The 21,930-nt window shown below is 71.3% G+C and carries 21 protein-coding genes; 11 read left to right on the top strand and 10 right to left on the bottom strand.

The window, feature by feature from the left end; all coding sequences use genetic code 11:
• Window positions 1–15 precede the first annotated feature (15 nt).
• From IPM43_15105 to IPM43_15115, 3 genes are read right to left on the bottom strand one after another with little or no spacing between them, the layout of a single operon-like run.
• On the bottom strand, window positions 16–1,377 hold the full coding sequence (locus tag IPM43_15105) for an FAD-dependent oxidoreductase (GenBank protein ID QQS26490.1): 1,362 nt from the start codon (window positions 1,375–1,377) through the stop codon (window positions 16–18).
• 20 nt (window positions 1,378–1,397) lie between these two features.
• Window positions 1,398–2,243 (bottom strand): pantoate--beta-alanine ligase, encoded by an 846-nt coding sequence (locus tag IPM43_15110; protein QQS24692.1) that lies wholly within the window; start codon window positions 2,241–2,243, stop codon window positions 1,398–1,400.
• A 50-nt stretch (window positions 2,244–2,293) separates the two neighbouring features.
• A complete protein-coding gene (locus tag IPM43_15115) occupies window positions 2,294–3,361 on the bottom strand; it encodes a P1 family peptidase (protein ID QQS24693.1) in 1,068 nt (355 codons plus the stop codon).
• On the opposite strand from IPM43_15115, the gene IPM43_15120 reads away from it, so the two are divergent.
• The gene (locus IPM43_15120; protein ID QQS24694.1) at window positions 3,355–4,062 is read left to right on the top strand and encodes an acyltransferase; all 708 of its coding nucleotides are present in this window, start codon (window positions 3,355–3,357) and stop codon (window positions 4,060–4,062) included. The two genes, IPM43_15115 and IPM43_15120, sit on opposite strands and share 7 nt — an antisense overlap.
• Window positions 4,063–4,075: 13 nt before the next feature.
• On the opposite strand, the gene IPM43_15125 is transcribed toward IPM43_15120, so the two are convergent.
• The gene (locus IPM43_15125) at window positions 4,076–4,600 is read right to left on the bottom strand and encodes a hypothetical protein (GenBank protein ID QQS24695.1); all 525 of its coding nucleotides are present in this window, start codon (window positions 4,598–4,600) and stop codon (window positions 4,076–4,078) included.
• Between the two features lie 2 nt (window positions 4,601–4,602).
• Window positions 4,603–5,115: a DoxX family protein gene (locus IPM43_15130; protein ID QQS24696.1), complete on the bottom strand. Its 513-nt coding sequence runs from the start codon at window positions 5,113–5,115 to the stop codon at window positions 4,603–4,605.
• A gap of 34 nt (window positions 5,116–5,149) precedes the next feature.
• Between IPM43_15130 and IPM43_15135 the strand changes: the two genes are divergently transcribed.
• Genes IPM43_15135 through IPM43_15145 form a run of 3 tightly spaced genes read left to right on the top strand, consistent with a single transcriptional unit; the run spans window position 5,150 to window position 9,517 of the window.
• Window positions 5,150–6,931: an ABC transporter ATP-binding protein gene (locus IPM43_15135; protein ID QQS24697.1), complete on the top strand. Its 1,782-nt coding sequence runs from the start codon at window positions 5,150–5,152 to the stop codon at window positions 6,929–6,931.
• Window positions 6,928–8,715, top strand: coding sequence for an ABC transporter ATP-binding protein (locus tag IPM43_15140; protein ID QQS24698.1), 1,788 nt, complete (start codon window positions 6,928–6,930; stop codon window positions 8,713–8,715). The genes IPM43_15135 and IPM43_15140 overlap by 4 nt, the downstream gene beginning before the upstream one ends.
• Window positions 8,716–8,746: 31 nt before the next feature.
• A complete protein-coding gene (locus IPM43_15145; protein ID QQS24699.1) occupies window positions 8,747–9,517 on the top strand; it encodes an SDR family oxidoreductase in 771 nt (256 codons plus the stop codon).
• 17 nt (window positions 9,518–9,534) lie between these two features.
• Here the strand turns inward: IPM43_15145 and IPM43_15150 are convergent, their stop codons facing one another.
• Window positions 9,535–10,317: a DUF4190 domain-containing protein gene (locus IPM43_15150; protein QQS24700.1), complete on the bottom strand. Its 783-nt coding sequence runs from the start codon at window positions 10,315–10,317 to the stop codon at window positions 9,535–9,537.
• A 33-nt stretch (window positions 10,318–10,350) separates the two neighbouring features.
• Between IPM43_15150 and IPM43_15155 the strand changes: the two genes are divergently transcribed.
• The 4 genes from IPM43_15155 (at window position 10,351) to IPM43_15170 (ending at window position 14,262) form a co-directional block, all read left to right on the top strand.
• Window positions 10,351–11,040 (top strand): histidine phosphatase family protein, encoded by a 690-nt coding sequence (locus tag IPM43_15155; GenBank protein QQS24701.1) that lies wholly within the window; start codon window positions 10,351–10,353, stop codon window positions 11,038–11,040.
• A 27-nt stretch (window positions 11,041–11,067) separates the two neighbouring features.
• Window positions 11,068–12,501, top strand: a complete 1,434-nt coding sequence (locus tag IPM43_15160; GenBank protein QQS26491.1) for an aldehyde dehydrogenase family protein — start codon at window positions 11,068–11,070, stop codon at window positions 12,499–12,501.
• 18 nt (window positions 12,502–12,519) lie between these two features.
• A complete protein-coding gene (locus IPM43_15165; GenBank protein QQS24702.1) occupies window positions 12,520–13,602 on the top strand; it encodes a class I SAM-dependent methyltransferase in 1,083 nt (360 codons plus the stop codon).
• A 99-nt stretch (window positions 13,603–13,701) separates the two neighbouring features.
• The gene (locus IPM43_15170; protein ID QQS24703.1) at window positions 13,702–14,262 is read left to right on the top strand and encodes a hypothetical protein; all 561 of its coding nucleotides are present in this window, start codon (window positions 13,702–13,704) and stop codon (window positions 14,260–14,262) included.
• Between the two features lie 244 nt (window positions 14,263–14,506).
• On the opposite strand, the gene IPM43_15175 is transcribed toward IPM43_15170, so the two are convergent.
• Window positions 14,507–15,574, bottom strand: coding sequence for a TetR family transcriptional regulator C-terminal domain-containing protein (locus IPM43_15175; protein ID QQS24704.1), 1,068 nt, complete (start codon window positions 15,572–15,574; stop codon window positions 14,507–14,509).
• 119 nt (window positions 15,575–15,693) lie between these two features.
• Between IPM43_15175 and IPM43_15180 the strand changes: the two genes are divergently transcribed.
• A complete protein-coding gene (locus IPM43_15180) occupies window positions 15,694–16,488 on the top strand; it encodes an SDR family oxidoreductase (protein ID QQS24705.1) in 795 nt (264 codons plus the stop codon).
• Window positions 16,489–16,498: 10 nt separating this feature from the next.
• Here the strand turns inward: IPM43_15180 and IPM43_15185 are convergent, their stop codons facing one another.
• Window positions 16,499–17,605 (bottom strand): hypothetical protein, encoded by a 1,107-nt coding sequence (locus tag IPM43_15185; GenBank protein QQS24706.1) that lies wholly within the window; start codon window positions 17,603–17,605, stop codon window positions 16,499–16,501.
• A gap of 72 nt (window positions 17,606–17,677) precedes the next feature.
• On the opposite strand from IPM43_15185, the gene IPM43_15190 reads away from it, so the two are divergent.
• Entirely contained in the window at window positions 17,678–18,637 is a 960-nt protein-coding gene (locus tag IPM43_15190) for a heme A synthase (protein ID QQS24707.1), read from the top strand.
• Here IPM43_15190 and IPM43_15195 read toward each other — a convergent pair.
• Together IPM43_15195 and IPM43_15200 are read right to left on the bottom strand one after the other, a co-directional pair.
• Entirely contained in the window at window positions 18,580–19,503 is a 924-nt protein-coding gene (locus IPM43_15195) for a nitronate monooxygenase (protein ID QQS26492.1), read from the bottom strand. The two genes, IPM43_15190 and IPM43_15195, sit on opposite strands and share 58 nt — an antisense overlap.
• Before the next feature lie 20 nt (window positions 19,504–19,523).
• Window positions 19,524–20,453 (bottom strand): EamA family transporter, encoded by a 930-nt coding sequence (locus tag IPM43_15200; GenBank protein ID QQS24708.1) that lies wholly within the window; start codon window positions 20,451–20,453, stop codon window positions 19,524–19,526.
• A gap of 117 nt (window positions 20,454–20,570) precedes the next feature.
• On the opposite strand from IPM43_15200, the gene IPM43_15205 reads away from it, so the two are divergent.
• Entirely contained in the window at window positions 20,571–21,926 is a 1,356-nt protein-coding gene (locus tag IPM43_15205; protein ID QQS24709.1) for a branched-chain amino acid ABC transporter permease, read from the top strand.
• The last annotated feature ends 4 nt before the right edge of the window (window positions 21,927–21,930 follow it).

The raw sequence follows: 21,930 nt of genomic DNA on the forward strand, positions 1-21,930 counted from the left end.
GCGGGTTTGCGGCGCTCAGTGGGCGGTGAGGCGGCGGAGGACGGCGGAGCGCAGACGCGCCGGGCGGGCGGTGCGCGCCTCGTGACGGTCGATGCCTCGCGCCAGACCGACCGCAGCGTTGACCGCCAGCCAGCGCAGCGGTTCGGGCTCCCAGCGCGGCGAGCGGTGCCCGACCCAGGGGAGAGTCGTGAGCTCGCTCGACCTGCGGAGGATCAAGTCGGCGAGGGTGCGGCCGGCGAGGTTGGCGGTAGACACGCCGTCGCCCACGTACCCGCCGGCGGCAGCCAGCCCGGTTGCCGGGTCGAAGCACACCGAGGCGTGCCAATCGCGGGGCACGCCGAGCGGACCACCCCAGTGATGGCTGAGCTCGACACCGTCGAGCGTGGGGAAGAGCGTGGCGATGGTGCCGGCGAGCAGTCGCCGCACCCGGTCGTCGCGGTCGAATGCGGGCTTCACCGCCGAGGCGTAGTGGTACGGAGCCCCGCGGCCGCCGAAGACCAGCCTGTCGTCGGCGCTGCGCTGGCCGTAGATCACCTGCCAGCGGGCGTCGTTGAACACCTCGCGCCGGCGCAGGCCGATCGCCTCCCACGCCCCGGCGTCGAGAGGAGCGGTCGCGACGATCAACGAGTAGATCGGGATGAGGTCACGGCGGTGGCCGTGGATGCCGGGGGTGTAGCCCTCCGTCGCCCGTACGACGACTTCCGCGCGCACCGAGCCGTGCGCGGTCTGCACGCGACCGGATTCGATCCTCTCCACCGCCGTGCCTTCGTGGATGGTCGCGCCCCGTGCCTCGACCGCGGCGGCGAGCCCGTGGGCCAGGCGAGCCGGGTGCAGGGCGGCGCAGTGCGGGGTGAAGGAGGCGCCGAGCACACCGGCTGCGCCGACGTGCGCCTGCGCGTCTGCTCGCTCCAGCCAGCGCATGTCGTCGGCACCGAACCCGAACCGCTCAAGCTCGGCGACGGTGGCCCGAGCGCGCTCGGCCTGGGGTGGGTTGCGGGCGAGCTGCACCCAGCCCCCCTTCGCGAAGTGGCAGTCGATGCCCTCGGCGGCTGCGCTGCGGCCGACCTCGTCGACCGCGTCGATCATCGCCCGCTGCATCCGCATCGCCGCGTCGCGGCCGTGGCTCCGGGCGAAAGCGTCGAGGCTCGTCGGCATGATCGCCGAACACCAGCCGCCGTTGCGGCCGCTCGCCCCGAAGCCCGCGACCTCGCGCTCGAGCACGATCACGCGCAGGCTCGGATCCAGCCGGAGCAGCGAGTGCGCGGTCCACAGACCGGTGTAGCCGGCGCCGACGATCACCACGTCTGCCTCGCGGTCGCCGGGCAGCGCGCCGCGACGAGGGCCCGGGGGAGCAGCGCTGTCGTGCCAGAACGACAGCGCTGCGGAGCCTTCCACGGTCAGGGATCCAGCAGCAGGTTGTCGATCAGGCGGACCTCGCCGAACCACACCGCGGTGGCGGCCACCGACGCCCGCTCGACCTGGGACACCGGCTGCAGCGTCTCGACATCGGCGACGCTCACGTACTCGAGGCGCGCGAGCGGCTCGGCGCCGACGACCGCGGCCGCGGCGGCTTCCAGCCTGTCGGCTCGCCGCTCACCGCTGTCGAACGCCGCCTGCAGCGCGTCGAGCGAGCGGGGCACGCACACGGCGGCAGCACGCGCCGCGGCGTCGAGGCGCGCGTTGCGGCTGGAGAGGGCCAGGCCGTCGGCCTCACGCACCGTCGGGACCGCGACGATCTCGATCCCCAGGTCGAGATCACGGACCATCCGCTCGATGACGACGAGCTGCTGGAAGTCCTTCTGCCCGAACAGCGCGACGTGGGGTCGCACGGCGTTGAACAGCTTGGTCACCACCGTGGTCACGCCGCGGAAGTGACCCGGCCGGCCGGCTCCCTCCAGCGCCTCGGCCAGGGGGCCGGGCTCGACATGGGTCTGGAACCCGGGTGGGTACATCGCCGCAGCCGTCGGCGCGTATACGGCATGGACGCCGGCGGCGCGGCAGGCGTCGAGGTCGGCGTCCAGCGGACGCGGGTAGGCGTCGAAGTCGGCGCCGACGTTGAACTGCAGGCGGTTCACGAAGACCGAGACGACGACGACGTCGCCGTGGCCATGCGCGGTCTCGATCAGGTGGCGGTGGCCGGCGTGCAGCGCACCCATCGTCGGCACGAACGCCACCCTGTCACCCGATCTGCGGCGGCCATCTGACCACTCGCGCATCGACCCCGGTGTCTCGAAGACCTGCATCCGGCATGCATTCTGACAACTCGGGCCGGCGTCGCCCGCATGCCCGCGGCTCACCGCCTGGCGAGCCATGGCGCGAGTGCGCTCGGGCAGAGATCCGCGTAAGCGGGTGGGCCGCCCGGCAAACGTCTAGCCGTCACCACGGCCAGCGCACAGGCCCGCTCGAACACGTCGGCTCCCGCGGCCAGAACCTCGTCGACGAGCGCCGGCCGTCCCTTCCCGGAGCGGTACACCGCCTCAGTGTCGGGCACGGTCAGCTCGCCGTGCCCGGTGGCAAGAGCGAAGACCGTGTCCCCGTCGTGCAGGGAGTGGGCCGGGCGGATGGCGCGGGCGAGGCCGTCGTGGGCGACAGCGGCCACCTTGGTGCACTCCGCCTTGGTCAGCCGAGCCGACGTGGCCACGACGCCGATGGTCGTGTTGAGCTGTGCCGCAGCGGCCTGCCCGGCGGCGGCGAGGTGATCGCTGAGCTCACGCCGTTCGGCGCGGGTGGGCCGGCGCAGGCCGAGGCCGCCGGCCGCCCACGGCAGACCCGAGTCGGGGTCGATCACCGCGCCCGCGGCGTTGACGACGGCCAGCGCGGCGACGACGGTGCCGTCCGCCAACGTGGCGCTCGCCGAACCGACTCCACCCTGGAGCTTCCCGGCCACGGCACCAGTGCCGGCACCGACGGCGCCGACGCGCTCGGGACCGCGGCTCGCGCGGCGGGCGGCCCGCAGGCCGAACGTCGCGTCCGGTCGGGCGTCGAAGCGACCGCCGCGGCCGAGGTCGAAGATCACCGCCGCGGGCACGATCGGCACCACCCACGCCGGGTCGGGCCCGACGGAGAAGCCGATCCCGGCAGTCGCGAGGTGGGCGACGACGCCGTCGGCCGCGGCCAGGCCGTACGCGCTGCCCCCGCTCAGGCAGATCCCGTCGACGTGCTGGACGAGGTTCTCCGGGCGCAACAGGTCTGTCTCGCGGGTGCCTGGGCCGCCGCCTCTCACGTCGACCCCGCCGGTCGCGCCGTCGGGCGTCAGCACCACCGTCGTACCCGTGCGCCAGCCACGCCCGCAGCGTTGGTGGTGCCCGACGCTGACGCCGGGCACGTCGGTGAGGTAGCCGGTGCCCTCCCGGGATGCCATCGCGCCCACTGTGCCATCTAACGTGCGCAGGCGTGTTGTCACGCCCGCCCCGACCCGACACGGCGCGCATCCGCGCCGTCGACGCGGCACGCCGCGCGGCCGGCGAGGTTGTGCACCGCGCGTGGGGTTTGGCCACCGAGCTCGGCGCGATCGGCCCGCTGACCCGCCGCGGCAAGCGCTTCGGCGGCTTCGGTGAGGGGAGCATCGTCTGCTTCCCTCCCAACACGATCTTCAACGAGCACTACATCCGCATCGGAGCGTTCACGATCATCGGGCCGCAGGCCACGCTGTCGGCGGGTATGGCACCCGGTCAGCGCTGCGTGCGTGATCCGGTGGTGACCATCGGCGACCGGTGCCTGATCGGCAAGGGCAGCGGTGTCGTCGGCCACTTCCAGATCGTCATCGGTGACGACGTGTGGACGGGCCACCACGTGTACATCACCGACCAGAACCACGGCTACGAGGACGTCTCGCTGCCGATCAGCAAGCAGTCGATGCCCGAGCAGGAGGTGCACATTGGCAGCGGCTCCTGGCTCGGTCACGGCAGCGTGGTGCTCCCCGGCAGCCACATCGGTGAACACGTCGTGATCGGCGCGAACAGCGTCGTCACCGGAGTGATCCCCAGCTACTCGGTGGCCGTCGGATCGCCGGCAAAGGTCGTGCGCCGCTACGTCGAGGGCAGTGGCTGGATCCGTCCCTGACGACGCTGCAGCTTCAGACGGCGAGGTCGGCGGGTGCGGCGCAGGACTTCATCCGGTTCGCGATGGTGAAGTCGTTGATGAACTCGCTGATCGGCACACCGTCGAGTGCCCCTTCGCGAAACGGCGGGTTCTCCCCGGAGCGCAGTACGTCGGTATAAGCGCGGCGGTTGTCGATGAGCGTCCGGTAGTACTCCTCCCAGCGGGAGAGGAGGGCTGCGTCGTCGGTGCCGGTCGGCGTCGCGGCGACCACGTCGTCCAACATCTGCTCGACGATTGCGGTCGCCCGGTCGACGATCGCGGCCCGCTCGGCAAGTGCGTCCGGCCCGGCGTCGTCGATGCGGCGGGTGTCGACCAGTGCCGCGCGTTCGGTGTTCGCCTGCTGGCAGATCTGCTCGGCGCGCTCGGCCCAGGCGGTGTCGTCGAGCTTCGCGACGTTGCTCCGCGGGGCGAAGAACAAGGCCCACACCCAGAACGCGGCGATGCTCACCGATACGAGGGTGAGCAACACGGTGAGGTAGCGCCGGCGCGGTGAACCCATCGTCAGGCGGCCGGCGCCTTCGCCGGGGGCCGGTAGCTGACGGCCAGTTGCACCAACGCGCTCCCCACACCGAGCCCACCGGCCACGATCGCGCCCCACCAGCCGTCGTAGTGCCAATCGAGGACCTCGTCGAGCGACCACTCGCCGGCGCCCATCGTCCCCACCGCGAACGCGGCGAGAGCGATCATGCCCACGTACTCCCAGCCCTGACCGGGGCGGAAGACGAAGAAGCCGACCTTCCAGTGCTCGACGACCAGGGCGACGAGCATCAATCCGATCAGACCTGCCGCGGCGAGAGGCGTGAGCAGGCCGGCAGCCATCATCAGTCCGGCGCCGATCTCGGTCGTTGCCGCGAGGCGTGCCTGCCAATGGGGCCAGCGCATGCCGATGCCGCCGAACCACCGCGTCGTGCCCGCCAGCCCGCCGGGACCGAACACCTTGTTGTACCCGTGCATGGCGACGAAGAGGCCGAGCGTCAGGCGCAGCACGAGCAGTCCGAGATTCAACTGATCCACGTCTTCAGGCTAGGCGCTGGTAGAACGACTCGCCTTGGCCGAGCCCGTCGAAAGCCCTGGTGTCGCGCCGTCGCGGCTGCGCGAAGGCTGGGCCCTGCTGCGCTCGCTGCTCAGCTATCACCCCCGGCTGTTCCTCACCGCCGTGGCCGGTGCGGCCGTGTTCGCGCTGTGCACCGTGGCGTCGTCGGTGATGCTCCAGTGGGTCACCGACCACGTGATCCTGCCCCGGTTCGAAAGCGGCGAGGTGGCGAGGGCGACGGTGCTCGCCGGCCTCGGCGGCATCGTGGCGATCGGGTTCATCCGCGCCGCGGGGGTGATCGTGCGCCGCACATGGGCGGGACGCACCGTCTGGCGCGTCGCCGAATCCCTGTCCGGTGACGTCGTCGATCGGCTCGTCGCGCAGCCGGTGCCGTGGCACCGACGGCAGTCCACCGGCGACCTCGTCGCTCGCGCCGGTGTCGACGTGGAGGCTGCCACCGCTGTGCTCGCGCCGATGCCGTTCGCGAGCAGCGTGGTGCTGATGGTGTTCGTCTCGTCCGGCTGGCTGATCGCCGTCGACCCACCGCTCGGGCTCGCCGCGACGTGCGTGTTCCCCGTGCTCGTCGGTCTGAACGTGGTCTACCAGCGCCGGGTCGACCAGTACTTCGATGCCGCGCAGCGAGAGCTCGGTTCGCTCTCCTCCGCGGTGCACGAGAGCTTCGAAGGCGTGACGGTGGTGAAGGCGTTCGGTGCCGAGCATCGGGAGACGGAGCGCCTCGCGGTGATCGCGTCCAGGCTGCGCCAGGCCCGGATCGAGGCGGTGGCGTTGCGCAGCGTGTTCGAGTCCCTGCTCGACGGCCTGCCGAGCATCGTCAACATCATGCTCGTCGTCGGCGGCGCCTACCGGGTGCGCTCGGGCGACATGACCATCGGTGAGGTGACCAGCTTCGTCTACCTGTTCACGTTGCTCGTGTGGCCGCTGCGGCTCATCGGTTACGCCCTGAGCGAGCTGCCCCACAGCCAGGCCGGGTGGGACAGGGTGCGCGCGACCCTCGACGATCCGCTCGTTCCCGACCCGGCCGCCGAACTCGACATCGCGGAGGAGGGAGCGCCGGTGGTGCTCGACGGCGTCGTCGCCCGGTACGAAGCCGATCGTGACGTGCTGCGCGGCGTGTCGGCGACCCTGCCCGCGGGTCGCACGGTGGCCGTCGTCGGCCACACCGGTGCCGGCAAGACCACCCTTCTCCAGGCAACGGCCGGGCTGATCCCGACGGCCGCGGGCCGCATCGGGCTGCCTGCCGGTGGCCGGGCGATCGTCTTCCAGGAACCGTTCCTGCTGGCCGACACCGTGCGCGCGAACGTGACGCTCGGCGGTTCCTACAGCGACGAACAGGTGCTCGCCGCGCTCGATCTGGCCGAGGCCGCCTTCGTCCGCGAGCTGCCGCGCGGCCTCGACACCGTGCTCGGCGAACGGGGCGTCGGGCTGTCGGGCGGTCAACGCCAGCGGATCGCGCTCGCCCGTGCCCTGGTACGCCAGCCGGCGGTGCTGCTGCTCGACGACACGACCTCGGCGCTCGACCCCGCGACCGAGGCCAAGGTGCTCGCGAACCTGCGTGAGGAACTGGCCGGAACAACGGTGCTCGCCGTGGCCTCCCGGCCGTCGACGATCGCGCTCTCCGACACCGTGCTGTTCCTCGTCGACGGCACCGTCCGGGCCAACGGTACCCATACCCAGCTGCTGGCCGAGGTTCCCGAGTACACCGAGCTGATGGCCGCCTTCGAGCACGACCGCGCCGAGCTCGACGAAGAACCATCGCCGGACGAGGTGGCCGGATGACCGAGGCGTACACGCGCTGGGGAGCGGTGTCGACGATCGGGCGGGGAGTGCAGGCGGCCCCTGCCCTGCGGCGAGGGTTCGGCATAACGCTGGCGCTCGCGGTGGTCGGTGCCGGCGGCCGGGTGACGGTGCCGATCCTCGTCCAGCAGGTGATCGACCGCGGCCTGGCGGCGGGCCAGGTAGACGTCGACGAGGTCGTGCGGCTGGCGGTGATCGGGGCGGTGGCGATAGTCGTCGCCACCATCGCCCAGCGGACGGCGGTGAACCGGCTCGGGCGCAGCGCGGAGCATGCGCTCTACGGGCTGCGTGTGCGGCTGTTCGAGCACATCCACCGGATGAGCCTGGAGGACCACAACGACGAGCGGCGGGGAGCGCTCGTCGCGCGGGTCACCTCCGACGTCGAGACACTCGCGCAGTTCTTCGCGTGGGGCGGGCTGGCCATTCTGCTCGACGGCACGCTGATGGCCGTCGTCGCCGCGGTGATGCTCTCCTACGACTGGATCCTGGCCGTGGTCGCGTTGGTCGTCTCGGCGCCCCTCGCTTACGTGTTGCGACGCGTGCAGGCCCACCTGGTGGCCGCGTACGAAGAGGCGCGCTCGACCAACGCCGAGCTGCTCGCGTCGGTGGGTGAGCTGGTGACGGGCACCGAGACACTGCACGCGTACGGCGCCGCGTCCTCCTACTCGGAGCGCACGCGTGTCGCCGCCCGGCAACGCAGCGACTCCCAGATCAAGGCCGGGACGATCGCGGCCTTCCTGTTCCCCTCCGGGGAGGTGTTCGGCGTGCTGACCGTGGCCGCGGTGATCGGCGTCGGCGTGTGGCGCGGCCCAGGGAGCGGTCTGACCGCCGGCGCCCTGATCGGCTTCGTGTTCCTCACGTATCGCTTCTTGGAGCCGATCGCCGAGCTTACCGAGGTGCTCGACCAGACCCAGACAGCCGTCGCCGGCCTGCGGCGGGTGCTCGGGATCCTGGAGATCCCCGTCGGGCCGCCTCCCCCGGAGGATCCGCTGCATCTGCCCGCGGGTCGCCTCGACGTGACCATCGACCACGTCACGTTCGCCTATCGCCAGCGCGGTGACGACGAGGAGCCGCCCGCGCTCGTCGACGTCTCCGCTTCGCTCGTTGCCGGCTCACAGGTGGCGATCGTCGGGGAGACCGGCTCGGGCAAGACCACCCTCGGGCGCCTGATCGCCCGCTTCGCGGACCCGACGGCCGGTTCGATCCGCCTCGGCGGGGTGCCGCTGCACCGTGTCGACAACGCCGAGCTGCGCCGGCGGCTGGTGGTGGTGCCCCAGGAACCGTTCCTGTTCGACGACACGATCGGCGCCAACCTGGCGTTCGCCCAGCCCACCCTTTCGCCGGCCGACCTGCAGAAGGCGGTCGCCGGGATCGGTCTTGCCGACTGGCTGGCCTCTCTGCCCGACGGGCTGGAGACCCGCGTCGGGCCGCGCGGCTCTCAGCTCTCGGCAGGCGAGCGCCAGCTCGTCGCCCTCGTACGGGCCTCGCTCGTGGATCCCGACGTGCTGGTGCTCGACGAGGCGACGTCGTCGGTCGACGCGCTGACCGAGGTGCGCCTGGCGCGGGCGCTGTCGAACCTCTCCCTCGGCCGTACGACGATCGCCATCGCCCACCGGCTCTCCACCGCCGCCCGCGCCCATCGCGTGCTCGTGTTCGACCACGGCCGCCTGGTGGAAGACGGCGCCCACGCCGACCTCGTCGGAGCAGGCGGGACCTACTCCCGCATGTACGACGCGTGGGTGGCCTCGACGACGGCCGCCGACTGAGCCGGTCGACTGCTGCGCATAGGGTGCTGCCGTGAGCGAAGCTCGAGTGGCGGTGATCACCGGAGCGGCGAGCGGCATCGGGAAGGCGACGGCCGAGCTGTTCGCGTCGCGCGGGTGCAACGTGATCGCGGTCGACGTGGACGCCGACGGGCTGCGCTGGTGCTCGGGTCGCAACGACGTCGTCGCCGTGACCGGTGACGTCGCGCGGTCAGCGACGAACCGGGAGATGGTCGCCGCGGCGATGGATCGCTGGCAGCGACTCGACGTGGCCGTGCTGAACGCCGGGGTGGTCGGTTCGCCTGCCTTCGAAGCCGCAGGGGCGATGGAGCGCTTCGACGAGGTGCTCGCGGTGAACGTGCGCGGCGTGGCCCTCGGCATCGCCTGCTCCGCCCCGGCGATGCGGTCCTCGGGGGGAGGGGCGATCGTCGCCACGGCGTCTACCTCCGCCTTGCGGGCCGACCCGGGCAACTGGGCGTACAACGCGTCGAAGGCCGCGGTCGTCAACCTGGTGCGCGCGGCGGCGCTCGACTACGCGATGCAGGGCATCCGCGTGAACGCCGTCGCCCCCGGGCCCGTCGAGACCGGGATGACAAAGCCGCTACACGACCTGCCCGAGGTGCACGCGGCGATGGCGCGGCGGATCCCGATGCAGCGCTGGGGTCAGCCCCACGAGCTGGCCGAGGCGATCTGGTTCCTGGCCAGCCCCGCGGCATCGTTCATCACCGGGGTCACCCTGGCGGTCGACGGTGGGATCAGCGCGCATGCCGGCCACGCCGACCTGCCGGTGCACCCCGAGGTGTGAGTCCCGCAAGTACGGCCTCAGCCGGACCCGAAAGCCGCCAGCGAACCGCCGACGTCGACGATCGTGCACGACACCTCGTCGTCGCGCCAGCGGGTGCGGGCGGTCCAGCGCTCGGTCTCGCCCGCGGCGACGTCGCGTACGGTGACCGTGTCGCGGGTGCGGGTCCTGGCTGAGCCCGTCGACTCGAACCCGACGGTGACGAGGTACGAGCGCGTGCGGAAACCGTCGTTGCGGATGGTGCCCTCCAGGGTGGCGAAGGAGCCGTCGGCGGCGCACTCGCCCCCTTCGACGGTGTACTCGCCGGGGTCGACGAGCTCGAGCAGTTCGGTGGTCATCCATAATCCGACCACCGCCAGGCCGAGAGCGAGCGGGCCGAGGATCAGCCCGGCGTTGGCCATGCCCCGGCCCGTACGGCCTGCGGGAGGGGGCACGTCCGGGCGCGTGTGACGCCGGGCGACGACACCGAAGACGACGGCGCCCACCCCCGCCACCGCGCCGAGCACGAACAGGAACGGCAGCCAGGCGAGCACCACGCCGCAGAGCCCGAGCACCAACGAGGTGATCGCGAGCCCGCTCGTGCGCCTGACCAGCGGGCGGGTCGCCCCGGCCGCAGAGAACGCCGCGCTTGGGGTGGTCGCGCCGATGCCCAGCGGGTCGACGTAGCGCTTGCCCTCGGCGGCGACGTCGGCGGTCCACGCCCGGCCGTTGTGGTAGCGCAGCTCGCAGCGCCGGAGCGGATCCGGGTGCCAGGCGGGTGGACGCAGCACCTGGCCCGTCGATTCGTCGAGGCCGCCAGCCACGGCGGCATCGTACTGGCCGTACCATCGTGCGGCGTGGAGATCGTCCTCATCCGACACGGCGAGCCGGAGTGGGTCCGTGACGGCTGGAACGTCGACAATCCCCCGCTCACCGAGCGGGGCCGGCGCCAGGCCGAGCAGATGGCTGAAGCCCTCGCCGGCGAGCAGTTCGACGATGTCCTCGTCTCGCCTCTCGTCCGGGCGCGCGAGACCGCGCGCCCCCTGTTGGAGGCTCTTGCCCGGGCCGAGGTGGTCGACCCGTGGCTGGAGGAGATCCGCAACCCGATCTGGCACGGCACGCCTCGCGACAAGGCCGAAGCGGCTTATCGCGAAGACCGCGCCCGTCCCGCCGAGCAGCGCTGGCTCGGCCTGGAAGGCGGCGAGCCGGTACGCGACTTCGTCCAGCGGATCCACACCGGCGCACGGGCCTTCCTCGCCGAGCGTGGCGTGCGCAGAGCTTCGCACGAGCTGCCGGTGTGGGAGATGCGACGCTCCCGATCGTCGCATCGCTCTCGTCGCCCATGCGGGTACCAACAGCGTCACCATCTGTCACCTGCTCGGCCTCGATCCGACGCCGTGGGAGTGGGAGCGCTTCGTCCTCGGCCATGGCTCGATCTCGCGCGTCGAGTCGCTGCAGCTCGGCGACGGGCACACGTTCAGCCTGAGCAGGCTGAGCGACCTGGAGCACCTCACGGTCACCGACCGCACCAGATGAACCGTTGCTAGCGTCCGCTCATGGCTGACGCGCTCGGGATGTACGTCGACGGTCGCTGGGTGCAAGGCATCGAGGGCGAGGTGTTCGAGACCCACGACCCCGCCACGGGCGAGGAGCTCGCGACGGTGCCCGCGGCCGACTCGGCCGACGTCGATCGCGCGGTGCGGGCGGCACGGCGCGCGTTCGACGACGGCACCTGGTCCAACGCGGTGCCCGAGCGGGAGAGGGCCCGGATCCTCCACGCGATGGCCGCGCTCGTGCGCGATCAGCTCGAGGAGCTCGCGGTGCTAGAGGTGCGTGACTGCGGCAAGCCGATCGCCGACGCGCGGGCCGACATCGAAGAGGTCGCGTTCCAGCTCGACTACTACGCGGGCTGGGCGACGAAGATCACCGGCGACATCCCGCCGGTGGGGCCCGACGCGATGAGCCTCGTCGTCAAGGAGCCGGTCGGGGTGTGCGGGCTGATCGTGCCGTGGAACTACCCGATGCTGATGGCGACGCAGAAGGTGGCGCCCGCGCTCGCCACAGGCTGCACAGTCGTGCTGAAGCCCGCCGAGCAGACGCCGCTCACCGCGCTGCGCCTCGCCGCGATCGCCGAAGCGGCCGGGTTGCCGGCAGGCGCGCTGAACGTCGTGACCGGGTTCGGCCCAGATGCGGGAGGGCCGCTCCTCGTGCACCCGATGGTCGACAAGATCTCGTTCACCGGCTCCAAGGACATCGGCAAGTTGATCATGAGGACGTGCGCCGACCAGCTGAAGCGGGTGACGCTCGAGCTCGGCGGCAAGAGCCCGAACATCGTCTTCGCAGATGCAGATCTCGCGGCTGCGGTTCCCGGTTCGGCCGCCGGCGTGTTCGGCAACCAGGGCGAGGTGTGCTCGGCGGGCAGTCGCATCTTCGTCGAGGCCGCCATCTACGACGACGTCCTGCAGGCGATGAGCGACGCCGCGGCCGAGCTGCGTCTCGGCAGCGGGCTCGACCCGGCCACGACGATGGGCCCGCTCGTCTCGCGCGAGCAACAGCACCGGGTGGAGTCGTACATCGACATCGGTCGCGAAGAGGGCGCGCGTGTGGCATACCAGGGACGGCCCCCGAGCGACCCCGCGCTGGAGCACGGCTACTTCGTGCCGCCGGTGGTCTTCGAGGCCGCCTCGAACGATCTGCGGATCGCCCGTGAGGAGATCTTCGGCCCGGTGGCCACGGTGATCCCCTTCACCGACGTCGACGAGGTCGTCCGCCTCGCCAACGACACCGAGTACGGCCTCGCGGCCGCGATCTGGACCACCGACTTGAAGAAGGCGCTGCGCACCGCCCGGGCGGTACGCGCCGGCGTGGTGTGGGTGAACGACAGCCAGCCGGCGCCCACCGAGGCGCTGTGGGGCGGCTACAAGCAGAGCGGCATCGGGCGCGAGCTCGGGCCGTACGCCCTCGACGCATACCTGGAGACCAAGCAGATCTTCATCAACATCGCCTAGTGCCTAGGGTGGGCCGCCATGGGGGAGCTCGATCCTGACAAGCTGAAGCTGTACTCGTTCCTGGTGTTCACCAAGCTCGAAGGCGCGGTGACGTCGGGGATGATCCATCTCGGCGACCAACTCGGCCTCTACAAGGCGTTGAAAGACGCGGAGGGGCCGCTCACCACCACCGAGCTCGCCGCGCGCGCTGGTCTCGACGAGCGCTGGGTGCGTGAGTGGGCGTACAACCAGGCCGCCGCTGCCCTGGTGGAGCTCGACCCGACGGGGGAGCGCTTCACGCTTTCGCCCGAGGCCGCGGCCGTGCTCGCCACCTCCGATCACCCGGCGTTCGGGATGGGCATGTTCCACCGCCTGCCCCAGACGATGGCCGCCCTCGGCGAGATGCCGGAGTGCTTTCGCACCGGACTCGGGCTCGACTACGACAGCCACGGCCCGGAGGGCGCGGTCGGCATCGAGCGCAGCTTCGAGCCCTGGAACCGGGCGTTCCTGCTGCCGGTGGTGCTGCCGGCGCTCGACGGTGTCGTCGACAAGCTCACCGCGGGCGCGCACGTCGCGGACGTCGGGTGCGGTGCCGGCGGCGCGGTGCTGTTGATGGCCGGCGCGTTCCCGGCCAGCCAGTTCCACGGCTACGACATCTCCCGGTACGCGCTCGGGCGGGCCGAGCAGAAGCGGGAAGAGGCCGGGGCCGCCGGCACGAACGCGCACTTCCACGATCCCCGCCAGGATCCGCTGCCCTCGAACCACTCCGTCGACTTGATCACCACCTTCGACTGCATCCACGACATGACCGACCCGCAGGGGATGATGCACGCGATCCGCCAGGCGATCACCCCCGACGGCACCTGGCTGCTCGTCGACATCAAGGCCCAGGACACCTTCGCGGAGAACGCGTCCAAGAACCCGATGGCCTCGTTGATGTACGGGATCAGCGTGCTGTCGTGCATGTCCTCGGCACTGAGCGAGCCCGGCGGGGCGGGTCTCGGCACGCTCGGGTTGTCCATGCGCCGGGCCGAGGAGATGGCCCGCGAGGCCGGCTTCACCCGCTTCCGCAAGCTCGACGTGGACCACGCGGTGAACGCGTTCTACGAGATCCGCCCCTGACGTCTCCGCGGGCGGGCCGCACTTCCCAACCTTGTCCTCTTGCACCCGGTGGCGCCGGGCGCGTCACTCATCATGGAGGACTGGTGAGAGGAGGTAGCAATGCGGAGGAGCTGGTTGTCACCGGTCATCGCCGCGCTTTCGCTGCTGCTCGGAGCCTGTGGCGGCGACGACGGCGTCTCGACGCCACCAACCGCCGAGGGCACGGTCGAGTCCCAGACCACCGGCGGCGCACCCGACACGACGACCGCGCCCACCACGAGCACGGTCGACACGAGCGTGGCGGTCACCGAACCGGAGGTGACCGAGGTGACGGAGGTGGCGGAGAGCACCGCACCGGCAGGTGCGGAGCTGCTCACGACTGCTGCCGTCGAATCGTGCCTGCGTGACACGGGGCTCCAGGTGACCCCCGGCGCGGTGCTGCTGTCGGGTGTCAGCGGGATCGGAGTGAACGCCGCGGACGAGACCGACACCGCTGGCTTCTCGGTCGTGGTCTTCGTCTTCGAGAGCGAGGCGGCGGCAGAGGCCGAGAAGGGGTTCCTGAGCGACATGCTCGGCACCAACGCCGAGTACGTCGTCAGCAAGAACGCGCTGGTGTTCAACGGCAACGCGGCCGGCGAGTTCCGCGACCAGGTGCTCGGCTGCGTCGAGGCCGAGTCGTAGCTGGCCCGCCAGCCCGGAAGTGCGATATCTCAGGACACCCGTCTGTCTCCAGATATCGCACTTCGGCGCGCCCGGGCCCGAAGATGGAGCCGCCCCCGGCGAAGCCGGGGGCAGGACTCCCAGAGGGTCACCCCCGAAGGGTGTGCCCGGTGCCGCACGAGCGGCATCTGTGCCGTGATGGTGCGCCCGTCGGGCGTCGATGTCAACCCGGTCGAAAGTCCCTGTTGCGCACCGTCACCGAGTGCTAAGAGCGGTCGATCAGCTCCATCCGGCGCGCGGCGAAGCGCCATCCGCTGCCTGTGCGCCGGTAGCGGTCGTGGTAGACGGCGGCGAGCTGGCCACGCGTGCCGTCGTTGAGCTGGAACCGTTCCTCGATGGTGACCCGACCGGTGCCGGTACCGGCGTCCTCGTCGACGTCGAGGATCACCGTCGACGCGCTCTGCACCACCCATCGGAAGCGGGAGAAGCCCCGCTCGAACGCGTTCACCACGGCGGGCCGTCCCTCGACGGCGCCGCGGCCGAGGTCCCACAGGGCGTCGTCGGTCCAGGTGGCGGCAAACGCCTCGGCGTCCCGCCGTAGTACGGCGTCGCCGTAGCGGTCGATCAGCGCCCGGATGGCGAGCTCGGTGGCCGGGCTGGGGGGCGGCGTCGCCTCCGACGTGGTGGGTGCCGCGGCACTGGTGTCGACGGCGCCGCGCCCGGCCGGATCGGCGAGCGCGGCGGCGCGGATCCCCATCTCCGCCGCCGCCGCAACGCGTACGTGCTCGATCACCTGGTCACGCGTGACGACGTCGACGTGCGCGGCGAACTGGACCGCCAGCCCGTCGATGAGCGACGTCAACCTCAGGGCGGCGCCGTGCGGATCGGCGCAGCGGAACTCGCCCGAGCGCAGGCCGGTCTCGATCACCCGCTCGATGAGCTCGGTCGACTGGCGGTCCAGCTCCTGGCTGATCGCCTTCAGCTCCGGATGGCGCAGCGCCTCGCCCCACGCGTCGATCCAGAGCATCCACTCGACGTCGTCGCTGCCCTCCGGCACCGACTGCTGGATGAGCGCGTCGAGCTTGCCGATCGCGGAGGGTGCGGCCTCGATCTCGGCCTCCATCTCGGCCAGGTCGAGAGATGCGGCGTGGCGGAAGGCCTCGGCGAGCAGTTCGTCCTTGGAGTCGAAGTGGTAGTGGATCAGACTCGTCGACACGCCGAGCCTCGAGGCGACGTCGGAGATGCGCGTGTGGGCGAAGCCGCGCTCGATCAGTACCTCACGGGTGATGTCGAGGATCTCGGTGCGGCGCTCTTCGACGGTCGGCTTCTTCACCGTTGCCGCACGCTAGCCACCGCTGTGCGCATCTCGAACGTCGCGGCGCCGGTGACTGATCACCTACCGTCTCTTCCGATCCGGTGCCACTCGGCGCGACCAGGAAGGAAGGCTCACTGATGGCTCGCCTTACGAGGCTGTCCAGGTCGATCGCGGGCAAGCGAGCGCTGGTCACCGGCGCCGGCAGCGGGATGGGCCGGGCGACGGCTCATCTGTTCGCCGACGAGGGCGCGCAGGTCGCGGTCGTCGACGTCGACGCCGAGCGGGTGCTGCAGGTGGTCGACGAGGTGCGCGCGGCCCACGGCATCGGCGCCGCGGAGGGCTTCGTGGTCGACGTCGCCGACCGGGAGGCGATCCAACAGCTCGTCGTCGACGTCGTGGAACGCCTCGGCGGGATCGACATCGTTGTTAACAACGCCGGCGTGTCCGCGGTGACCTCGGTGTTCTCGCCCGACGACGAGTTCGAGGCCGGCTGGGAACGCACGCTCACGGTCAACCTCGGCGCCCACGTGCGCTTGGTGCGTGCCGCCCTGCAGCACCTGCGCGCCGCCGACGGCGGGGGACGGGTGGTGAACATCGCCTCGACAGAGGCGATCGTGGCCACGGGCGGGATCGCCGCGTACTCGGCCTCCAAGGCCGGTGTCACCGGGCTGACGCGCAGCCTGGCGGTGGAGCTCGGCCGGTTCGGGGTCACCGTCAACGCGATCTGTCCCGGGCCGATCTCCACCGCGATGACCGCGGGCATCCCTGACGAGGCGAAGGAGACCTATGCCAGGCGCAAGGTGCCGCTGCGCCGGTACGGCGACCCGGAGGAGGTCGCGCACATGACCCTCGCCCTCTGCCTGCCGTCGGCGAGCTTCGTCACGGGGGCAACGATCGTGGTCGACGGGGGGATGACCGTGCGCCACACGTGAGCAGGCAGAGCTACTGCTTCGCCCCCGGGGCGCCGTCGAGCAGCCCGGTCAGCCCCGTCGGATCGTGTGCACCGATCACGAACTGCTCCAGGATGCCGATGCCCTCGTCGTCGCCGCAGCGGGCGCGGCAGACGGCCTGGATGTGGGTGTGGTCCAGCGCGCAGGGATCGTCGACCGGCAGCGTGAAGCGGTCGCCGCCCACGGCGAGCTCGCCCTTCCACACTCCGTGCCCCCACTCCGGGTGCGTGTAGCCGAGGCCCTTCATCATGAAGTTGTAGAGCGGTTCGAGAACGACCGTGCGCGCCGGGCCGTCCCACGGCACGAGGTCGATCTCGAACGACCGGGCGTAGCGGGTGCCGGGCTCCCACTCGATGCGGTAGTCGATCGCGCGCATCGCCTCGGCCGGCGTGTCGAGGGGAGCCACGAACCCCGTCTCGTGCCAGCGCCGGCCGTCGACGTACTCGTTCACGTCGAAGTGGGTGCTGTAGCGCTCGAAGGAGATCGGTGCCCACAGCCAGTAGAACTGCGGGTCGCCGAGCGGGGCGCCGGTGGGACTGCGCTCGCCCACGGGCCGGATGCCCCAGGACCGGTCGCGAGAGCCCCAGGTGGAGGAGCTGGCGCACTCGGTGCGCTCGCCGTCCACCTCGACCCAGCCCTCCCACGTGCCGAACTGGGTGAGGCGCGTGTAGTCGAACAGCACCCGCACACCGACCTGCTGGAGGAAGTGCGGCTCCTGGATCGGCGTGCTCCTGGCGCGAAACGTCAGGTCGGCGCGCAGCCCATGCTCGGGAGCGTCGACGAGGAGCTGGAGCGTCTGCAACGGCTCCACCACGACCACCCTCATCGGGCCGACCTCGTTCGCGTCACGACGGTCGTCGGGCGCGCGGCGAGAAGCGTGCACGTTGACCTGCTCCGTGCCACCGCGCACCACGCTGAACGACGCGTCGGCCACGTGGCGGTTCGGATAGAGGCCCATCGCCAGCGCGAAGTAGAGCGAGGCGTCGGTCGTGTAGCCGTTGAAGAAGTAGCGGTCGTAGTGGTTCAGGTCCGCGGTCGCAGTGTGTGCGACCGGCAAGGTGCCCTGATGGATGGGGAAGTCGTCGAAAGAGCTCAGCACGACGACCGACGGTAGCCCCACCGGGCGACGCGACTGGGAGCCGCCGACGCGGCGGTCCTACGCTCGAACCCGATGTCGCCGCGTCGCGTCACCCCTGCCGGATACCAGCGCACCGCCGTGGTCGCGCTCGTCATGCTGTGCGTGATCGTGGTCACCGGGGCGCTGGTGCGCCTCACCGGGTCCGGACTCGGTTGCACCGACTGGCCGGCCTGCAACGAAGAGCGGATCATCGACGTCTCCACCGGCCACGGGGCGATCGAGCAGCTGAACAGGTTGTTCACCGGTGTGGTCGCAATCGCCGTGGCGTTCGCGGTGCTGGGCTCGATCTGGCGCGTTCCTCGCCGGAGTGACCTCGTGCGGCTGTCGCTCGGCCTGGTTGCCGGCGTGGTCGGCCAGATCGTGCTCGGCGGGATCGTGGTGCTGACCGATCTGCATCCGGCGGCGAACCAGGGCCACTTCCTGCTGTCGATGATCCTCGTCGCCAATGCCCTGGTACTCGTCAAGCGGGCCGGCGAGCCCGACGGCGCCCGCCGGCTGGCTGCGGTCGGCCCCGTCACGACCCGTCTGGTGTGGCTCGTGGCCGCTCTCACCACGCTCGCCGTGCTGAGCGGCACCGTCGTCACCGGGACGGGACCCCACGCCGGCGACGAGGAGGCCCGCCGGTTCGGGTTCGACATTTCGAACGTCGCCCGGATCCACGCAGGTGCGGTGTTGGCCGCCGTCGCCGCGGCAGTCGTGCTCGGCTGGTGGCTGCTCCGGCGGTCCCGCACCGACCGCGCCGTGTTGGCCCAGCCGCTCGAGACGTTCCTCGTCCTCGCCGTCGTGCAGGGAGCCGTCGGCTACACGCAGTACTTCAACGACGTGCCCGCGGCGCTCGTCGCCATCCACGTCGCGCTGGCGACGGCGGTGTTCCTCGCCGCGGTGTGGCTGGTCCTCGCCACCCGGAAGGCGCTGGCGCCGAGCCAGGAGCCCGGTCAGGCGAACGCGGCCAGGGAGGCCGCGACGCAGCGGAACTCCCTCACCGTGTCGTAGAGGATGTCCGCGACGGGGCGGACCGAGTCGATGCGCCCCGCCACCTGGCCGGCGAGGGCGATCGCGGCCTCCATGTCGCCGCCGAAGTACAGGTCGGCGACGTTGCCGAACTCGCTCAGGTCGACGTGCTCGTCACGCTCCAGGCGGCTGGAGCGCTCGGTGCGCAGCGCGCGCAGACCGGGCCGGGAGAAGCGGTTGAGGAAGACCGTGTCGGTCTCGGCTGCGTCGACGATGGCCCGCTTCCAGTTGTCGTGCACCGGCGACTCGGCCGCCGACACCATCCGCGTGCCCATCTGCACGCCCTCCGCGCCGAGAGCGAAGGCGGCTGCCATCGAGACGCCGTCACAGATCCCGCCGGCCGCGATCACCGGCACGTCCACACGGGAGGTGACGAGGGGCAGCAGCACCATCGTCGAGACGTCGCGCGGGTTCTTGAACCCGCCGCCCTCTCCTCCCTCGACGACGAGCCCGTCGACACCCGCGGCGACGGCCTTCATTGCCGCGGCGAGGGTCGGCACCACGTGGAAGACGGTGAGCCCGGCGTCTTTCAGCTTGGCCGTGTAGCGCGTCGGGTCGCCCGCCGACGTGGTGACGAAGCGCACGCCCTGCTCGACGACGAAGTCGACGATCGCCGGGTCGCGCACGAACAGCTGGGCGATGTTGACGCCGAACGGGCGATCGGTGCGCTCGCGCATCGCGAGGATCTCGGCGCGCACCGCGTCGAGCTCGCCCGACGACGTCTCGATGATGCCGAGCGCGCCCGCCTCGGACACGGCAGCGGCGAGCTGCGCGCGCGCGATCCAGCCCATCGGTGCCTGCACGATCGGGTAGTCGACACCGAGCAGTTCGCTGACTCTGGTGTGGATCGGTTCCGGGCGGGGTTCGCTCACGGCGGTCGACCGTAATCAGTCGAGGCGCCGGAACCGGTGTCCGGTGCGCGGGCGGCGCGGCCCGTGAGCGCCAGGCCGAGCACCACCACACCGACCCCCGCCCAGCCGGCGGCAGAGAGCCGCTCGTCGAGCACGACCACGGCCAGCAGTGCCGCCACGAGAGGCTCGGCGAGAGTCAGCGTGACCACCGTCGGCACCGGGAGGCGGTGGAGCCCCCATCCGAACGACACATAGGCCACGGCGAGCGTGACCACGCCCAGGTGGACGAGCATCACCAGGCCCGATGCGGACGCCACCCAGCCGAGGGGCTGCCACGGCAACACGAACGCGGCAGCGGCCGCCCCGACCGTGAACAGCCCGGCCATCGCCGTCGTCGAGTGCATGCCGCGGTCCATCGCCTCGCGCCCGAGCTCCGCGTAGGCGGCGTAGCCGGCACCGGCGAGCAGCGCGGCGACGATCCCCCATCTGGCGGCTCCGGCTGCGTCGGACCCCTCCGTGCCGGACAGTCCGAGCAGGGCGACGCCCGCGATCGTCACCGCCGTGGCCGCCGCGGCGGGCGCGGCCAACCCGCGGCCGCGGGCGATGGCGACGAGCGCGCTGAACACCGGTGCGCTGCCGATCGTGACCACCGTCGCCACCGCCACCCCTGCACGCCTGGTGCTGACGAAGAACATGAGCTGATAGGCGGCGACGGCCAGACCGCCTGCCAGCAGCGGGCGGAGGCAGCGGCGCCAGGGCTGATGGGCCGTCGCCCCGCTCAGGAGCGCGGTGACGACGAGCGACACCGCACCGACCAGCAGCCGCAGCGCGCCGACCCCGAACGCGCTCGTCGCGTCCGGGCCGAGCGCTTGCGCGGTGCCGGTCGTCCCCCAGAGCACCGCTGCCAAGAGGACGGCCAGCGCGGGCCGCGACTTGGCGCTGGGCATTCTGTAGTTGACGTCTACCGACACGACAGAGTGGAATAGCACGCCGCGGGCCACCAGTGCCCGTGGATGCCTCGGGGGGAGACTTTGGGCCAGCGAAAGCTAGGGCGAGCCTGGCTCGTGCTCGTCGTGTTCCCGACGGCGCTTCTGGCCGCGTTCGGTGCCCTCGCTCTCGGTTTCGGCGCCGCCCCTGCGAGGGCGCAGGACGACGAGGAAGTCGCCATCCGCGCGATCGTGCGCGATCAACAGCGCGACGAGAGCGGGGGAACCGACAATCAGCCCGTCGCCGGGGTCACGATCACGGTCGTCGACGCCGAAGGCGCAGAGATCGGCTCGGCGGTCACCGACGACGAAGGCGTCGCCGACGTTCCGGTTCCGGCACGAGCGGACTACACGGTGCGCCTCGACGAATCGACGCTGCCCGACGGCATCACGATCGCGCCGAACTCGGCGGCCGAGCAGGCGGTCAGCGAGGGGTCGTTCACGACGGCGAGGCGAATCGTCAACTTCTTCACCGGCGAGTCCCAGACGGGAGACGAAAGCGGCTTCGAGCGTGTCGCGCAGCGTCTCGCCGACGGCATCCGCCTCGGCCTGGTGATCGCGATGTGCGCGGTCGGCCTGTCGTTGATCTTCGGCACCACTGGGCTCACCAACTTCGCCCACGGGGAGATGGTCACCTTCGGCGGGATGATGGCGTTCCTGTTCAACGTCACCGGCATCGGGTTCCTCGGGTTCCTCGGCTTCTTGCCCCTCGTCGACAGTGACGGTCGGTTCCATCTGGTGATCGCTGCGCTCTTGGCGACGGTCGCCGGTGGTGTGTTCGGGTGGGCGCTCAACGCCGGGCTCTTCGCCCGCTTGCGGCGGCGCGGCATCGGGTTGATCTCGCAGATGGTGATCACGGTCGGGTTGTCGATCCTGCTGCGCAACATGTTCTTGTTCCAGTTCGGCGGCCGTACCCGACCGCTGCGCGAGTACTCGCTGCAAGAAGGCATCGAGCTCGGGCCGATCACGATCACCCCGCGCGACCTCGTCGTCACGCTGCTGTCGCTGGCCGTCCTGGTGGGGGTGGCGCTCTCGCTCCAGTACACACAGCTCGGCAAGGCCACGCGTGCTGTGTCCGACAACCCCGACCTCGCCTCGGCCACCGGCATCGACACGCAGAAGGTGATCCGCATCGTGTGGATCGCCGGCGGGGCACTCGCCGCGCTCGGCGGTGTCTTCCGCGGGATGGACGAACAGGTCGGGTTCGAGATGGGTGGCAGGCTGCTGTTCCTGATGTTCGCCGCGATCACCCTCGGTGGCCTGGGGAACGCCTTCGGGGCGCTCGCCGGCGGGATCGTCGTCGGGGTCTTCGTCGAGGTTTCGACGCTCGTGGTGCCGACCGAGCTGAAGAACGCGCCGGCGCTGCTGATCCTGATCCTCGTGCTGCTGTTCCGCCCGCAGGGGCTCCTCGGCAAGGCACAACGAGTGGGATGAGAGG

The sequence above is a fragment of the Actinomycetota bacterium genome (assembly GCA_016700055.1).
Classification (GTDB): domain Bacteria; phylum Actinomycetota; class Acidimicrobiia; order Acidimicrobiales; family Ilumatobacteraceae; genus Kalu-18.

Excerpts from the sequence above, each read along its gene's own strand:
- IPM43_15110 (QQS24692.1), bottom strand. The coding sequence starts at position 2,243 with ATGCAGGTCTTCGAGACACCGGGGTCGATGCGCGAGTGGTCAGATGGC.
- IPM43_15120 (QQS24694.1), top strand. The coding sequence starts at position 3,355 with ATGCCATCGCGCCCACTGTGCCATCTAACGTGCGCAGGCGTGTTGTCA.
- IPM43_15115 (QQS24693.1), bottom strand. The coding sequence starts at position 3,361 with ATGGCATCCCGGGAGGGCACCGGCTACCTCACCGACGTGCCCGGCGTC.
- IPM43_15125 (QQS24695.1), bottom strand. The coding sequence starts at position 4,600 with ATGGGTTCACCGCGCCGGCGCTACCTCACCGTGTTGCTCACCCTCGTA.
- IPM43_15140 (QQS24698.1), top strand. The coding sequence starts at position 6,928 with ATGACCGAGGCGTACACGCGCTGGGGAGCGGTGTCGACGATCGGGCGG.
- IPM43_15160 (QQS26491.1), top strand. The coding sequence starts at position 11,068 with ATGTACGTCGACGGTCGCTGGGTGCAAGGCATCGAGGGCGAGGTGTTC.
- IPM43_15165 (QQS24702.1), top strand. The coding sequence starts at position 12,520 with ATGGGGGAGCTCGATCCTGACAAGCTGAAGCTGTACTCGTTCCTGGTG.
- IPM43_15170 (QQS24703.1), top strand. The coding sequence starts at position 13,702 with ATGCGGAGGAGCTGGTTGTCACCGGTCATCGCCGCGCTTTCGCTGCTG.
- IPM43_15180 (QQS24705.1), top strand. The coding sequence starts at position 15,694 with ATGGCTCGCCTTACGAGGCTGTCCAGGTCGATCGCGGGCAAGCGAGCG.
- IPM43_15190 (QQS24707.1), top strand. The coding sequence starts at position 17,678 with ATGTCGCCGCGTCGCGTCACCCCTGCCGGATACCAGCGCACCGCCGTG.
- IPM43_15200 (QQS24708.1), bottom strand. The coding sequence starts at position 20,453 with ATGCCCAGCGCCAAGTCGCGGCCCGCGCTGGCCGTCCTCTTGGCAGCG.